Annotated in this window: 13 protein-coding genes; 9 read left to right on the top strand and 4 right to left on the bottom strand. The window is 44.1% G+C overall.

Annotated features, from left to right (window positions below):
* Positions 1-3 precede the first annotated feature (3 nt).
* From ACE1CD_RS23265 to ACE1CD_RS23295, 7 genes are all read left to right on the top strand, one after another.
* Positions 4-1,152, top strand: coding sequence for a hypothetical protein (locus ACE1CD_RS23265; RefSeq protein ID WP_374826390.1), 1,149 nt, complete (start codon positions 4-6; stop codon positions 1,150-1,152).
* Complete coding sequence (locus tag ACE1CD_RS23270; RefSeq protein ID WP_374826391.1) at positions 1,149-1,700, top strand: phage tail protein; 552 nt, start codon at positions 1,149-1,151, stop codon at positions 1,698-1,700. The genes ACE1CD_RS23265 and ACE1CD_RS23270 overlap by 4 nt, the downstream gene beginning before the upstream one ends.
* A gap of 136 nt (positions 1,701-1,836) precedes the next feature.
* Complete coding sequence (locus ACE1CD_RS23275; protein ID WP_374826392.1) at positions 1,837-3,123, top strand: hypothetical protein; 1,287 nt, start codon at positions 1,837-1,839, stop codon at positions 3,121-3,123.
* A 171-nt stretch (positions 3,124-3,294) separates the two neighbouring features.
* Positions 3,295-3,432: a hypothetical protein gene (locus ACE1CD_RS23280; protein WP_374826393.1), complete on the top strand. Its 138-nt coding sequence runs from the start codon at positions 3,295-3,297 to the stop codon at positions 3,430-3,432.
* 56 nt (positions 3,433-3,488) lie between these two features.
* Positions 3,489-3,746, top strand: coding sequence for a hypothetical protein (locus ACE1CD_RS23285; RefSeq protein WP_374826394.1), 258 nt, complete (start codon positions 3,489-3,491; stop codon positions 3,744-3,746).
* 60 nt (positions 3,747-3,806) lie between these two features.
* Positions 3,807-5,150 carry a DUF4157 domain-containing protein gene (locus tag ACE1CD_RS23290; RefSeq protein WP_374826395.1) on the top strand — a complete coding sequence of 448 codons (1,344 nt, stop codon included), beginning with the start codon at positions 3,807-3,809 and terminating at the stop codon, positions 5,148-5,150.
* Positions 5,151-5,229: 79 nt separating this feature from the next.
* Positions 5,230-7,479, top strand: a complete 2,250-nt coding sequence (locus ACE1CD_RS23295) for an ATP-binding protein (protein WP_374826396.1) — start codon at positions 5,230-5,232, stop codon at positions 7,477-7,479.
* Positions 7,480-7,508: 29 nt separating this feature from the next.
* On the opposite strand, the gene ACE1CD_RS23300 is transcribed toward ACE1CD_RS23295, so the two are convergent.
* The 4 genes from ACE1CD_RS23300 to ACE1CD_RS23315 all read right to left on the bottom strand — a co-directional run bounded on the left by ACE1CD_RS23300 (position 7,509) and on the right by ACE1CD_RS23315 (position 13,800).
* The gene (locus ACE1CD_RS23300) at positions 7,509-9,251 is read right to left on the bottom strand and encodes an aconitase/3-isopropylmalate dehydratase large subunit family protein (protein WP_374826397.1); all 1,743 of its coding nucleotides are present in this window, start codon (positions 9,249-9,251) and stop codon (positions 7,509-7,511) included.
* Between the two features lie 8 nt (positions 9,252-9,259).
* Positions 9,260-10,234 (bottom strand): isocitrate/isopropylmalate family dehydrogenase, encoded by a 975-nt coding sequence (locus ACE1CD_RS23305; protein WP_374826398.1) that lies wholly within the window; start codon positions 10,232-10,234, stop codon positions 9,260-9,262.
* 65 nt (positions 10,235-10,299) lie between these two features.
* Positions 10,300-13,323, bottom strand: coding sequence for a Tn3 family transposase (locus ACE1CD_RS23310; RefSeq protein WP_374826402.1), 3,024 nt, complete (start codon positions 13,321-13,323; stop codon positions 10,300-10,302).
* Positions 13,324-13,800, bottom strand: coding sequence for a helix-turn-helix domain-containing protein (locus tag ACE1CD_RS23315; protein ID WP_374826399.1), 477 nt, complete (start codon positions 13,798-13,800; stop codon positions 13,324-13,326).
* A 173-nt stretch (positions 13,801-13,973) separates the two neighbouring features.
* Here ACE1CD_RS23315 and ACE1CD_RS23320 point away from each other — a divergent pair, with 173 nt between their 5' ends.
* The gene (locus ACE1CD_RS23320) at positions 13,974-14,792 is read left to right on the top strand and encodes a tyrosine-type recombinase/integrase (protein ID WP_374826400.1); all 819 of its coding nucleotides are present in this window, start codon (positions 13,974-13,976) and stop codon (positions 14,790-14,792) included.
* Positions 14,793-15,260: 468 nt separating this feature from the next.
* A partial coding sequence (locus tag ACE1CD_RS23325; RefSeq protein ID WP_374826401.1) for a hypothetical protein occupies positions 15,261-15,487 on the top strand: 227 nt, incomplete at its 3' end.

The following is a 15,487-nucleotide window of genomic DNA, read 5'->3' on the forward strand; positions in this document are numbered from 1 at the left end:
ATAATGACGATCCCAAAACCAAACCTAGATGATCGCACCTACGCTAGTTTAATAGAAGAAGCTCGTTCCCTTATTCCTATTGAGTATCCAGAATGGACAGATCATAATCCCAGCGATACCGGAATTCTACTCCTAGAATTAATAGCTTGGTTAACGGAAATGCTTCTCTATCGAATCAATCAAATTCCCGATCAAAATTACGCAGTTTTCCTAGATTTACTTAATAGTAAAACTCAGCTTTCAGATAGCAAGTTAATTGACAAACAAAATGATACACCGATCGCTAACTTAAGCGAAGCCATTCAGCAAACGGTTGTAGGCTTACGAAAGCGGTATCGAGCTGTAACCCGTGAAGATTTTGAACAGTTAATATTGACAGATTGGAATGAAAGCCAGGAGGCTAAAGGCTATTTACCAATTAAACAAGTTTTGTGTTTAGATAAAATAAATCTGGACAATTTGAAGAAACCAAAAGATACAACACTTCATCATGTAAGTTTAGTAATTGTGCCACAATGGGAAAATGATCCTCCGCCCAGTGTAAGTGCTGAGGTTAAAAATTCGCTCGAAAAATGGTTAAACAAGCGACGCTTACTGACAACCCGTCTCCATATATGCGAACCGAAGTATGTTCCTTTATCCATCCAGATAACTTTATCTTTTGTAGATGGAGCCGATATTGATTCGGTAAAGAGTAATGCTGTGGATCAAATTAAAAAATTCTTCCATCCCTATGATTCTGGAGACTATTGGAAAGGTCGAGGATGGCGATTAGGACAGACAGTTTATCACTCTGAACTCTATAAATTATTAAATGATTTACCAGGTGTAAAAGCAGTTAAAACCCTGAAATTACAGAATGCTGAAACAAAATTGAAGAAATCCATCAACTCAGATACTCAGGACTTGGAAGTTGAGAATATTGAAGGATTTGCATCTCAACAAATAATCTTAATAGATGCGGAGGGAGAATACTCGGAATCAGCCACAATCAAAACTGTTACTGTTCATAAAAAAATATTGAGTTTAGAACAGCCAATCAAGAAAGCTCATAATCAAGGTCGCAGCGTCATACTTACAGGAATATCTCTTGATAAAAATCAACTTATCAAGCCAGGTATTAAGATTCAATCAGAGGAAGATAATCAATGAAAAACAAGCAAGCAAATCAAGAGAGAAGTTATGGGCAATACCTTCCCGAAAGCTTACAAAACAATCCAGTAGTGCAAGGATTTTTGTTGGCATTTGAAAACATTTTAGGAAATGCAACCCCACAGAATTCACAAGAAACACTGACGGGATTAGAGGATTACATCGATCGTCTTTATACATACTTCGATCCCAGCCAAACACCAAAAGAATTTCTACCTTGGCTTGCTAGTTGGGTTGCCTTAAGTTTACGTGATGATTGGGAGGAGGATTTCAAGCGTCGATTCATTCGTCAAATTGTGCCATTCTATCAGTTGCGAGGAACTAAGGAGGGTTTAGAAGCGGTTCTCAAGCTTTATTTAGAGAGTGCAAATATAGATGGAAAGGTTTCTATTACTGAGTTTGAAGATATTCCTCACTACTTTCAAGTTGAATTGCTATTCTCACAAGACACTGAGAAACATATCAGTATTGCTCAAGCAATCATAGATCAGGAAAAGCCTGCCCATACTTTCTATTCAATGAGTTTTCGAGAATCTGACACTTCTTAGGATTTTGGGATTTGAATTATTGCCTTAATTTCCTATATTACGGTCAGATCTTAGTGAAAATTACCAATAAATATTGAGGTATTTTTCATCAATTGAAACACTCAGTTTTGAGCAATTAGTAAAAAGGAGATTTATCATGTCACTTTCTGATATTAATCAACGCACTGGTTACCCACAAGGAAAGTCTTGGTCACCAAACAGCGCTCAACTCGATCAGAATTACCACATCGACCGTCATCGCCGTCATAATCACTTGTTGCACGTTGCAGGAATTTCTCAAGGATTAACTGTGACTAAAGGTGTAGAGCCATTAACGGTAATACTTACCAAGGGTACAGGGTTAACCTGTTTAGGTCAAGAAGTTATCTTGCTGGAAGATAAATCTGTTGAATTGAACGATCTTTTTAGTGCTGGGAAGAAAGACGGAGATTGGATCTTTATGATTCAATATCACGAAGATTCAAATGATTCAAAAATAATTCAAGAGAAACCAGTTTCTAAGCTGATACCATCTACTGAGAGTTTACCAACAGATGCCGTAGCTCTAGCCAAGCTTACTATCAAAGATGGACAAATCCAAGAGCCGATCGATTTTAGCGTGCGAGAGTATTCAGGGTTAAGGCTACCAACGGCTTCAGGGGATGCGCTGACTTTGCGTTCTGCGGGTGATAATGACAGCAAAAAGGCTATCCTTAACGGAAGTTTAAGAGTAGAAGGAAAACTAGAATTGCTACAAGGCGTGGCAGTAAAAAAATTTTCTAGCGATGTAAACTTTACGGAGAATAGTGAAGAAGCCGTTCCTACAGAAAAAGCCATAAAAGCCTACGTTGATGAGAAAGAAAAAGCCATAAAAACCTACACAGATAATCAGCTTCAATCTCGGTTACCAGCAGGGACTATTATTATGTGGTATAGCCAGGATAATAAGATACCAGACGGATGGCAATTCTGTGATGGTACAAATAAAACTCCTGATTTAAGAGAGCGATTTATCGTAGGCGCTAATTTACAAGACAAATCAGAATATGCAGCAAACAAAACGGGAGAACCAGATACACATAATCATTCAATGCAAAATCAGAACATCGTTACAACTCATGAAGGAAATCATAACCATAAATTCCCAAGTCAATGGTATGTAAGAACACTCGATGATTTAAGAAAAGGTGGGAACAGGATCGAATCATTCGAGCTAGTAACAGAAGTAAGTATACCAGGAAATATATCACGACGAGAGACAATAAATGTCTTACATCATTGTACGATAGATCCAGGTGGTTACCAACCAACTATAGAAAACCAACAAACACAAAACGTTGACTCCCATAATCATACGATTAATTTGAAAGACGTAACAACAGAAAAAAGTCAAAGTCCCAACCGCCCCAAGTGGTATGCAATTTGCTTCATAATGAAGAAGTGATGAGGTCCGCGCTAAAGAGGACAGAGTGGAGAATGGCGAAGTGTCACAGCCCGATGATCGCTTTGCCGAACAGCAACCGCTAGGCGAACTGGCGGCATCTAGAGAAGAGACGTAAGGGCCAAATTTTTTCCCTACTTGTTGGGTCAACAGTCAACTCGAACTTAGCAACTTGTGGATGGTGAAACTTATGGGAGATCGAAGATTAAACCAAAAGAAAACGGTAGCACCCACACGATCGCACTCCACCAAAACCAGCGTAAAATCCCCGGTTCACCCGATGGAGGAACTGCTAGGGGCGATCGGCAATAGAATTGGAGTATCCATCAGTAGACAACTCGCTAAAGGCATAGACAGCCATAATGATTATGAAAGACCAACTCAAACAACGCCTCCGGGCGCTCAAAACAGAATTTGAAGCAGGACAAAAACTCAACGCGGAATATGAAGAGAAACAGCACAACTTGCGAGAAACACTCTTGCGGATTAGCGGGGCAATTCAGATACTAGAAGAAGTCATTGCCGAAGCTGATAGTGAGGAGAATGGCGTAGAACCTCAGCCTGCTGAGAAGCCAGCAGAACAGCAACCGCTGGGCGAACTGGCGGCATCAAGAGAAGAGACGTGAGGGCCTAATTTTTCCCCGACTTTTTGGGTCAACAGTCAATTCGGACGTTGCAACTTGTGGATGGTGAAACTTATGGGAGATGGAAGATTAAACCAAAAGAAAACGGTAGCACCCACGCGATCGCACCCCACCAAAACCAGCGTTAAATCCCCGCTACACCCGATGGAGGAACTGCTTGGGGCGATCGGCAATCGTGAAATGGGTCGCCTGATAGAGAATCACCAAAATCACCCAACGAGTCCATTCCCCAAGCTGCAAGGCGAGTTGCCACTGCTGGGGGATGTGATGCCCGTCAGTCAGGGGACGATTCAGCGTCAACCCTTATTCCGGGGTTTGTCCCAGGAGTTGACGGTGGATACTGCAATGGCGCTACCAGCTACTGAGGCGGTGATTCAACCGAAGCTGACTCTAGGCACTCCCGGCGATATGTACGAGGAAGAGGCAGACCGGGTGGCGCGGCAAGTGGTTGACGAAATTCACAGTTCCCCATTCCGAGAACCGAATACACAGTCTCCGGGGGAGAGGAAACCAGAGGTTGGGGAAGCGGGACGGGTGCAACGGCAGATAACCGTGCGTGGGTTGGGCGATGCAGGGGGTGAACTCTCTAGCGAGTGGGAAGGGGAGTTGCAGCGAGCCAAAAGCGGGGGACAGCCGTTGTCACCAAAGCTGAAGGAGCCTATAGAGCGGGCGTTTGGGGCGGATTTTGGCGGCGTGCGCGTGCATACGGGGGCGCAGGCGGATCGGTTGGCGCGATCGATCCAGGCGAAGGCGTTTACTACGGGGCAGGATGTGTTCTTTCGGCAGGGGGCGTATCAGCCGGGAAGTCGTGGGGGGCAGGAGTTGATCGCTCACGAGTTGACTCATGTGGTGCAGCAGAACCGTGATACAGCCATACGGAGAGTCACGGAAAGCCCCATAGTGCGTCGCGCAGTGATTCAGAGGTGGAAAGAGTTATTAAAAAGGGTGGGATACATAACAGTAATCGGCGGGGCTGCCAATCAATTCTACAAATATCGTATGAGACAACTTGAAAGCTTGAGTAGAACACAAATCGGGCAGCGACCTAGATTGTACAACATGACCAGACCATATCAGTCAGACCAATGGGGCTACGGAGTGAACACAGTAACAGCGCTGCTATACGTCACATTCCGAGATCGAATGAGCGGACGGATAGCAGACTTCTTTGCCCAGCCGTATGTATTAGAATTGCTCGCATCGCGAAGTCCAGAAGCTGGTCAGCAACTCGCAGAGGCAGAATACGCGTACTGGAGAAACCTCTACGAAACAAGCAAAGAAGGCAGCGAGGATCACTATGCGGGGTGGCTCGGTATGCAGTTTAGTGCAAAGAGTAGGTATCACATAATGAATCTCTTCAGAGAAGCCTCTGAAAATAGTAATTAGGCGTTCGCACACCCACTCATAAGCCCGCTCGATAACCTCATTGCTGGTGACTCATTCGATAAGCATCACAATCGCCCCCGTGAGTCAAGAAAAAAAATCGGCAAATTCTCTCATCCCGATCCTACCTGCTCCAATAACAGCGCAGCCAACCCTATCCCCACAACCCAAACACATCCCTTCTCTCCGCACAATGGGCGAAGCAACCACCACCCCCCTCGAAGAATTACTCCCCTGGCTCAACCGCATTGACACCTTCATCCACAAAGCCGTACTCCTCGCCGAATCCCTCTACAGTCCCGATCGCACCACCGCACCCTATCGAGGACTGCAAATCAGCCTAGAAGAAGTCGATCGCCTGCTGCAACGCCATCCCGCCCAACCCTTATTTGCCACCGTCGCCCCAGAAACCGCATCCCCCCCAGCCACATCCCGGTTAGCTTGGTTGCAGCGCCAATACCAGCTTACCCCCATCGACCTGGATATCCTCGCCCTCGCCCTCGCCCCGGAACTCGATCGCCGCTACGATCGCCTTTACGCCTACCTCCAAGACGACATTCGCGCCAAACAACCTACTGTCGATCTCGCCCTCAACCTCCTCTGTCCCACCGCCGCCGACAAACTCACTCAGCGCGATCGCTTTTCCCCAGATGCTCCCCTAATCTACCACCATCTACTGCATCTAGTTTCAGATCCCAACCAACCAAACTCCACCCTTCTCGCTAAAACCCTCAAACTTGACGAACAAATCGTCCGCTTCCTCTTAGGAAACAAAGGGCTAGACTCCCGACTTGCACCGTTTTGTCAGTTAATCCAGCCTGCTATCTCCCTGTATGACCTTTACCTAAGTGTTGAACTCAAACAGGGATTTTCGGGATTAATTCAACAGTACCACGCAACCCATCAACCCCTCAGACTCTATTTTCAGGGAAGCGATCGCGATCGCAAACGCCGCACAGCCGAAGCATTAGCACGGGAAATCGCCGCCCCTCTGCTGATTGCAGACTTACTCCGTCTCGTCACCACCAAAGCTGACTTTGAACCAAATCTCCAACTCTTGTGGCGCGAATCCCAGTTTCAAAACACCCTCCTCTATCTGGATAACTTAGATGTTCTGCACAGTCACGAACACGCGATCGCTTTCGAGTATTTGCTGTCAACTCTTGCAGACTATCAAGGAAGTGCCATCTTAGCTGGCGTACCACCCTGGATACCCGCGTCAACCGAGGCTTTAGGAATCGTGAGTGTGCCGTTTACCATCCTGGATGTTACCCTGCGCCGCCTCTGTTGGCAAAATTACCTTACACCTACGGGTATATCCTTAGAAGATTCAGAATTAAATGCCTTGGCAGAACGCTTTTGCCTCACTCCCGACCAGATTGCCGATGCCGTTGCTACCGCTATCAATACAGCCCACTGGCAATCTCATGTCAAATCAAAACTCCCAAATCCCAACTTGGCAGACCTATTTACTGCCGCCCGCGCTCAATCGGGTCATCACCTCAGCGAACTGGCACGGAAAATTGAGCCTAAGTATCAACTTAATGATATCATACTACCTGAAGAACAAAAAACCCAACTGCGAGAAATCTGCGATCGAGCAATATATCGTTCCACCGTGCTGGAAAAGTGGGGATTTGACTGCCATCTGTCTCTAGGGAAAGGACTCAACGTACTGTTTTCGGGACAGCCAGGAACCGGAAAAACAATGGCCGCCGAAGCGATCGCCAACGAATTACAACTCGATCTCTATAAAATAGACTTATCTCAAATCGTCAGCAAATATATCGGCGAAACCGAGAAGAATCTCGATCGCATCTTCACCGCCGCCGCCACTTCCAACGCCATCTTATTATTTGACGAAGCCGATGCCATATTTGGCAAACGTTCCGAAGTCAAAGACGCACGCGATCGCTATGCCAACATAGAAATTGGCTACCTCTTGCAAAAAATGGAAGAATACGAAGGCATTGCCATACTCACTACAAATTTAGGCAATAATATTGACGATGCCTTTATCCGCAGATTGAGTTTTATCATCGGATTTCCCTTTCCCAAAGAAACTGAACGCCTGCAAATATGGCAAAAGATATTTCCCGCTTCTACCCCGTGCAGTGTAGATTTAGACTTAGAATTTATGGCACATCGCTTTGAAATAGCAGGGGGAAATATCCGCAATATCGCCTTAGCAGCCGCCTTTTTAGCAGCAGCCAGAGATGAAAAAGAAATCGGGATGTCTCATCTCATCCGCGCCACCAGACGAGAATATCAGAAAATGGGTAAATTATTAATGATGGATGATTTAGGCAGATATGCTGCTTTCGTTGACTAATACTGCGTTTGTATGCTATCCTTGAATATCTAGTTTTTTGTGATTTCTATGATATTCGGCTCGGCTGAGAGTCTCACGCTAATCCTCCCCTCAACCGCCGAAATAGCCACCACGCGAGGAGAAGCTAAATAATTCTTCGCCGTTGGATCGCCACTTCGTCCTTTAAAATTACGATTAGTAGCATAAATCCCCGTTTCCTCCTTATCTAACACCCCAAGTCCGGCATTAATACAAGCACCACAGCCTGATTTAAGAACAGTCGCTCCCGCCGCTTCAAAAATTTGCATATACCCTAAATTCTCAGCCTTTTGACGCACCTCCAAGGAAGCTGGTACAATAAAAAGACTGACACCAGGAGCTACATGACGACCTTTAAGTACCTCAGCCGCTTGCGCCAAATCGAAAAGTTTCCCCCCCGTGCAAGAACCAATAAAAGCCTTAGTAATAGGTACTTCTCCTAACTGGCTAATGCCAACTACTCGATCGGGTTTAGGAGGACAAGCGATTTGTGGTTCTAGATCGCTCAAATCGAACTGATAAATATCTTCATAATCAGCATCCGAATCACTAACAACTTCCTCAAATAAATCTTGACCGCAGCTTTGCAAATATTGACGAGTTGTGGCATCAGGAGCAATTAAACCACACATCGCACCACACTCGATCGCCATATTAGATAAAGTCATCCTTTCTTCCATTGGCATTCGAGCGATAATACTGCCTCTAAATTCCATCACCTTACCCGCAGCACCGTCACAACCAATTTTGCCCAGAATAAACAGCATAATATCCTTAGCGGTAATATATTCCGGCAAAGTTCCTTCAAGTTGAAAAAGTAGAGTAGTCGGAACTCGCACCCACATATCTCCCATTGCAAATATATTGGCCATATCCGTCGTTCCCACACCTGTAGAAAAACAGCCAAAAGCTCCGTAGGTGCAAGTGTGAGAATCCGTTCCTGCTACAATAATACCCGGACGAATAAAACCCTTTTCAGGTAGTAAAACGTGACAAATACCCGCCGCTTCTCCAGGCGAAACTACATCTAATAAATGACAACCTTGCGATTGGGCAAACTGCACCATTTCCGAATATTGTAAAGTAGCTTTTGGGTCTACTCGCACCTCATTAACTTGAATAAAGTGATCCGCTACTAAAACAACCCGATTCGCATCCCAAAGTTTAGCATCTTCCCCAAAATGCTCGTAAAAAACCTTAGCAACAGGTGCAGCTACAGCATCGTGAGACATCGCTAAATCGACCTTAACAAAAACCGTTTCCCCCGGCTGTACGTACTCGTTAAAAGAAGCGCGTGCTAAAAGTTTTTCTGCCATAGTCATTGTTCTAGCAGAAGTGGCACTTTTAGGAATACAAATTTCACCTTTTTGTCGCTTTTGGTTAAAAGGAATTAAACCTCCTGCGCTCACAATCGCTTCAACTACTGGATTATTTTGAGGTTGGGAGTCAACTTCTAGTGTTAGACCAATATTGATACTATTGCGGTAGAATATCTCGGCAAAAGAATGAGCGCGAACTTTTTTAATCCCAGCAGCTTTAATCGCAATGGGCGCATTTTCTCTACTAGAACCGCAGCCGAAATTGCGTCCTGCTACAATTTCGTCATAGTCCAGAAGATTTCCTTCACCAATCAGATGTTCAAAAGCATACTGTTTTAAATATTCTGGGTCGGCAGTAGTACACCGTTTAGCTGGTATAATATCATCTGTATTAATATCATCTCCAAGAATTAACACTTTCGGTTCTGTTTTCATACGTTTTCTTACTCCTTATTTGCCAAAGCTAATTCAGATAGTTGTTGAATTATAAGTTCAGTTAAATTTTCTGTATTCACTAAAATTTCTTCACCTTGGGGAGCTAAATCAGCCGTGCGGTAGCCCAAAGCTAAAACTGTTTCTATTGCTTGAATTAGATGAGTAGCAGCATGGGTTTCTCCCCACTGCTGGAGCATTAATGCAACCGCTCCCATCGTTCCTAAAGGATTGGCAATACCTTTCCCAGCAATATCTGGTGCTGTACCGTGTATAGCCTCATAAAGACCGAATCCTCGATCGTTAATACTAGCAGACGGTAATAACCCTATGGAACCTACTAATGCCCCTCCAATATCGCTGAGAATATCGCCAAATAAATTTCCAGCCAGAATAACATCAAATCGCTTTGGCTCCCGTACCAGCTGCATCGCTAAGTTATCTACTAACATCGGTTCTACTACAACATCGGGGAAATGCTTGGCTTCATCCTGCACTAAATGGCTCCAAGGTATTTGTGGGAGAGCATTTTCTTTGTGAGCGACGGTGAGTAAACCTCGGCGTTCTTTAGCCTTTTGGAGAGCAACTCTCGCAATGCGGCTAATTTCCCAATCGTAGTATTTCATGGTGTGATAACCATAGGAGCCATTCTCGTCTCGCTCTCGTCCCGATGGGCCAAAGTATATTCCGCTTACCAGTTCCCGCACGAACAAAATATCGAGTCCTTGAATCTTTTGGGATTGGAGGCTGGATTTATGCAATAAAGTTTCAAAGGGACGCACGGGACGAAGGTTGGTAAAGAAGTCGAAGTGTTGGCGGAGTTCGAGTATACCACCTTTTGTGACTGCTCCGAATAGAATTCCATCAGACGCTTCGCATATTTGTGCCGTTTGTGGGGGGAAAAAATTTCCAAATTTCTCGAAGGCAGGTTGTCCGATTAAGGCATAATTTATAACTAAAGGGCCCAGAAATAGCGAAGCTGACACCAGCCGCAAAGTAGCAGTTCAAACCTTTGTGTGGTAAGGATTTGAGCGTTTATTTTCTTGTTCGTTCAAGAAGCCACCGGGTCAATCAGCAATCGTTCATCCAAATCCAACCGAAAAGTCCCATAAGGATTGATATGCCCCCAAGTCAGCGGTGTCAGCGCCCGCAAATCATCAAGGTGCATCAACTTCAACCAATCCTTCTCCGACAAAATCCGCTGCATCATCAACGTATTGATATACACCAAACAGATTTGCAACAAATGCAACGACAATACCGCTATCTCTTGGTCTTCTAATCGATTCGTAGCGATTTCACTATTCTTACCATAAAAAATAAAACTATTTGCACTATTCCATTGCTCTACCACATTTAGTCCTTCATTAATTTCTTGACGCAACTCCTCCTTACCAAGATAATCACACAGAAAAATCGTCTTCACCGCCTTACCCAACTCAGCCAAAGCTTGATAAGTAGGATGAATAACATTAGAGCGACTAAATCGTTTTAAAATTACCTCAGTCTCTGCCGTACCTAACCTCAAAGCCGTAGCATATTTAATCATCTGGTCATATTGATTCCGAATCAACTCCCAATTAATCGGTCTTGTCAGCACAGGCTGTAAATTAGGATAAGCATTACTTTGACCAGCCGCAGGACGATACAACTTTTGCTTGTGAATTCTTTTCAACCGAGGCAATAACTGAAAACCCAACAGATGACAGAAAGCAAAAGCCACCTCACTTTGACCGTGAGTATCAACATAATTCTTTTCCACCTTCATATCCGTAGAGTGGCGTAATAAACCCTCAATCATAGCCGCCACCTCAGAAGAAGAACAAGTTTTCAACTGAGAATAAATACAAACAGACTTCTTCTCAACGTGCCAATAAATCATCACCCCACGTCCCCCATAGCGAATATGCCACTCCGTCATCAAATTCTGATCCAAAGAACCGAACTTTTTAGAATCAGAAGCACACGCAGTCGTCCCTTCACCCCAGATATGTGGCACTCTGACCTGAAAAATCGCATTAACTACCTGAATTATGGCATTTCGCAAGTTCTCTTTATGAAGATAACGCCGTTTGACATAGAGTAAGTCGGGGTAATTTTCTCCAGTTCCTCCACTACTAATCCGCTTCAATCCGGTATTAGTTCCCAATCCAAACAAACAGAGCAATAGCCGTCTTTGTAGAATCTTCCTATCCAACGTTTCGCGAGAAGCTACACTGTGAAACTGTTCCGTAAACCCTACTCGTAAATCAGTTTCCTTCAGAATATCCAATAAACTGGTCATCGGCCAGCGCGAAATCAATTCTCCCTTAAGTCGCCGTAAGTTTAACGGTTCTGGTTGTGGTTCCAGCGGCGAAACAGAAATCCAGCCATTTTCCCTTGTGAGAATCTTTACCCTTTGATTTTTGGGCATTTGGGCATCTAATTTCTCTAAAACTTCCGTCATTTTCTGCTGTAAGCTAGTAACAAAAGCTTCTGCATCAGTTGGTTGACCTAAAGCTTGATAATAAACCTGTCGTTGCACCTCAAAATCTTTGGGTAAGTCTGATTCTGGATTGCCATAACGTTTAGCACCAATTACCCAAATTTCTTTAGACCGCAGTTGCTCTCTTAATGCCTGAAGTACGCTAATCTCATAATTGACGCGGTTAATTTTCTCAACTCCAGAATCATCTACTTCCACGACAATTTCCCGCCAACTATTTTTTAGCACTCCATCAATAAGAACTTCATCCTCTGGTGAGTAATAATGTTGAGAACTACCCGTATACTTTTTAATTAGCTCTAGCGCCTTGATAACAGGTTGGTAAAGCTCGTTATTCGACCGAAACTCCAAAGCATTGAGAATTTGTGGCACCATCCGGCGATAATGATGCAAATAAGAAGCTCGCATCACCGTATAAACTCGTTCTCGGTAAGTAGGGCCGCTAGACTTAAACTCTTTGACCAAATTCTTTAAGGTAGATGGGCTAACTACGGGATAGATGACATCTTTTACTGATTCTTCTGGATGTTCTAAAGAAGCAGTTGCCATCCGAAATAAAATATTGTTTTTTCCACTGACTCGCTTGAAGTCAGCAATTAGTTCCTTATCTACCTTGCGTTCGGCACGGATACCAATGCGATGTACGATTTGAATCAATAATTCCACTAAACTATCTGTAATCTCTTGGCTTCTCTGCCAACAAAATGCTGCAACTAGCGTATAGCGAATTGGGTTAGGATGGCGGCGTAACTCTCTTGGGGGTTCAGCCGAGGCGCGTTGTCGGTAGTGATGTATAATCTTAGGAGAGATACTGGTAAATAAATTTTCTGGTAATTCTAATTGCCGAATAGTTTCTAACTTCTCAATCTCTTTAAGTAAACTATCAAGCCCCACGCGACCTGGGTCGGCTTTCAGATTATTGAAATCAAAGGGCTGAGATTGGGTAGATTCGTCTTCTAATGCTTTATCTGTATTCAAAATCGCATCGATTTTAGCTTGAGTTTCTGACGAGATTTGGGCAGAAGTAGTGGCACAAAAGTTTTGTTCGTAGCTATGGAGTGCAGAACGAATTAACCTTTCAATTCGCTCAGACGTGGGAGGTTCAATTTTTAATTCTCGTAGCCGTTGATATACGGTTTCCGTTAAATGCTGTTCGTTGCGGTCATAAACTAGCACGTTTTCACTCAGCCATTCGCTCAAAGAGTGAAAATCGGCAACTGTGGCTTCTCTAAATCCGAAAAAGGTACGAATTTGGGCGCGATGATATTCAATAGTACGTCCACTCCACTTATATTCGCGCCATTCTTTGGCTAACACTTCTACTTGAAGAGCGATGTACGATATGACGGATTTAGGAATTTCTTGCTTTTTAACTGGAAACCGAGCTTTGAGAGCAAAACACTTGAGTAATACGGCGAAACCGAGCCGCGTGGCTCCGGTTTTATTAGCCAGCAGTGTCCTTTCTCCCTCAAGTAGGGTGAAATGTTCGATTAATTCTTCTGACTCCCACTGGCGTTTCACGTAGACTACTCCCTCTCTTCGACAGAATTCTAGTTTTACGACAAAACTGACCCCTGTATCCGATTGAATTCAAAGATGGGACTTGTTTTGGCCCGATTCTGAGTAAGGAGTGCCGCAGTGAGGACAAAATTTATGTTTGAAGGATGCAATTGGCTCGTGGCAGCTAATACAACCACAACGCAGTTGAGCGCCGCAAAGTAGACAATGCTTGGCCCTTGGCAATGTCCAAGCCTGGTCTGGGTTAGTACCTCCCTTCCAGCAGCGGGGGCAGTATTGTTTCTTCTGCACGCCTTCTACGGGTAGTCCAGAGACAACGGCATCCAGGTATTCTTCTGGGATATTTAAGGCGATGGCTAATCCCTTTTTGGTTTTCTGGTTGAGGCGAAGTGTGATTCCCCTTTCCAGCTTGCCGAGACTCTGGAGATGAATTCCTGCTGCTGTGGCTAGCTGCTGTTGGCTCATAGAAAGGCGGGTTCGCAGCCGTTTGATGTAGTTTTCTAGAGATTCTTGGGGCTGTGGAGCGATTGACTCGTCAAAAGTATACATAAAAATGTGTAAACTTTTCCTGAAATAAAGTGTTTAAGAGAGAAAGACATTAGCTGATATGCGATTTCAGGAAAGTTTGGTTTTTAGTGGTTACTTTAGCTCGATTAGCCACACAGTTTTTAGAGCGTCCCGGTCTGGCTAAAAGTACACAACGCTCTTATGAGGCAGTGTTAATGCCACTGCTTGCTCTTTATGGGCGTGTGCCAGTAGAAATTATTAGTCGTCAGGTTATCTGTGATTATTTGCAAAGCTTAGAACATTTATCAATCAATACTCACCATCGACATCAAGCAATTATCCAATCGCTGTTCAACTATGGGGTGGCTTTTGGTTATCTTAAAAGTAATCCGATTGCTGGTTTAACTCGCCGCAAGCCATTAAAGGAGAGGGGGGAGCATGGTACGGATGAAGTCATTCGCTATTTAAATCATTGGCAGCTAGTAGAGTTGTATAAAGTTGTTCAGCCGGATGTACGTTTGCACGCTATCGTTCGGTTGTTGCATCGCACGGGAGCTAGAATTGGCGAAGTTTTGACGTTGGATTTAGAACAAGTAGATACTATCGCTCGTAAGTTTCAGGTGGTGGGCAAGGGGAACAAACAACGATGGTGTTTTTATAGTGAGGATGCAGCGAAAGTTTTAGATGAATATATTAGGTATTATCGGGATACAGGGGAGACTGCATTATTTACTGCACAAAATCCTTTCACTCAAGAAGTGACGCGCTTATCTTATCGCCGAGTTCATGCTAATTGGTGTGATTTGACGGCGCAAAGTCCTGTTTTAAGAGGTGTGAGACTTCACGATTTAAGACATACTTTTGCGACAGAAAGAGTAGGGTTAATGTCTATTGAAGAGCTACGAGCTTTGATGGGGCATGAAAAAATTCAGACTACATTAAGATACCAAAAAGTAACTTCCCAGCGGGCGGAAGAAGTGGCACAAAAAGCTTTAAAAGTTCTGACTTCTATTGAATCAGAGATGTCTAATTAAATTAGATTAAAGCTGCACAAATAATCTACTTTTTGAGCTGAAGGGCTGTGCAAGGGAGAGTAGTGACTATACTCTGCCGTGGTTAACTGAGTGTTGGCCCAGCAAAAGAGCGCGGTTTGAGCAAAAAAAATGGCTGTAATCCTTGCCAGCCAAGGTGTCAATGTACCCATAAGATTGCCGGGACTGGAAGGATAAACTTGCCGCGACTGTGGCTGCGACACTCATTCTGGCGTCAAGTAGCCACTCAGCATCTGCTGCTTTTGGAACCATTTAATTGCCGTTGACTAAAAATGGAACCATAAAACTGCCAAAATTTTAAGATTTTTCTTCAAGATGAACAAGTAAGATTAAATCAAGCACTCAAGCCAGTGCCAAGGATACTCAAAGGTAAAAGCTTTACCTCACTGTCCAAAAAAAACAAGGCATTAGTTGTGAGTCGCATCTAGAACCACTTCAGGAGATGCCAGTATGCTCACAACAGAAGAGTTCGATAACTGGTGTAATCGTAACAACCTATCGGCACTGCAAAAAAAGACAATAGAAATCATCCGCAGCAGTGAACCAGCACGGCGCGTAGGAGGAGGCAGAAAGAATGTTTCTGGATTTTATCCCAGTCAGAAAATGGGCAGAAGCATTCAGTTTGAATCCCACAAGCTAGAGTTAGCATTAATTTACCAATTAGAACACGACTGGAA

This window comes from Aerosakkonema sp. BLCC-F183, from assembly GCF_041929145.1.
In the GTDB taxonomy this organism is placed as follows: Bacteria; Cyanobacteriota; Cyanobacteriia; order Cyanobacteriales; family Aerosakkonemataceae; genus Aerosakkonema.

Excerpts from the sequence above, each read along its gene's own strand:
- ACE1CD_RS23265 (WP_374826390.1), top strand. The coding sequence starts at position 4 with ATGACGATCCCAAAACCAAACCTAGATGATCGCACCTACGCTAGTTTA.
- ACE1CD_RS23270 (WP_374826391.1), top strand. The coding sequence starts at position 1,149 with ATGAAAAACAAGCAAGCAAATCAAGAGAGAAGTTATGGGCAATACCTT.
- ACE1CD_RS23275 (WP_374826392.1), top strand. The coding sequence starts at position 1,837 with ATGTCACTTTCTGATATTAATCAACGCACTGGTTACCCACAAGGAAAG.
- ACE1CD_RS23285 (WP_374826394.1), top strand. The coding sequence starts at position 3,489 with ATGAAAGACCAACTCAAACAACGCCTCCGGGCGCTCAAAACAGAATTT.
- ACE1CD_RS23290 (WP_374826395.1), top strand. The coding sequence starts at position 3,807 with ATGGTGAAACTTATGGGAGATGGAAGATTAAACCAAAAGAAAACGGTA.
- ACE1CD_RS23300 (WP_374826397.1), bottom strand. The coding sequence starts at position 9,251 with ATGAAAACAGAACCGAAAGTGTTAATTCTTGGAGATGATATTAATACA.
- ACE1CD_RS23315 (WP_374826399.1), bottom strand. The coding sequence starts at position 13,800 with ATGTATACTTTTGACGAGTCAATCGCTCCACAGCCCCAAGAATCTCTA.
- ACE1CD_RS23320 (WP_374826400.1), top strand. The coding sequence starts at position 13,974 with ATGCCACTGCTTGCTCTTTATGGGCGTGTGCCAGTAGAAATTATTAGT.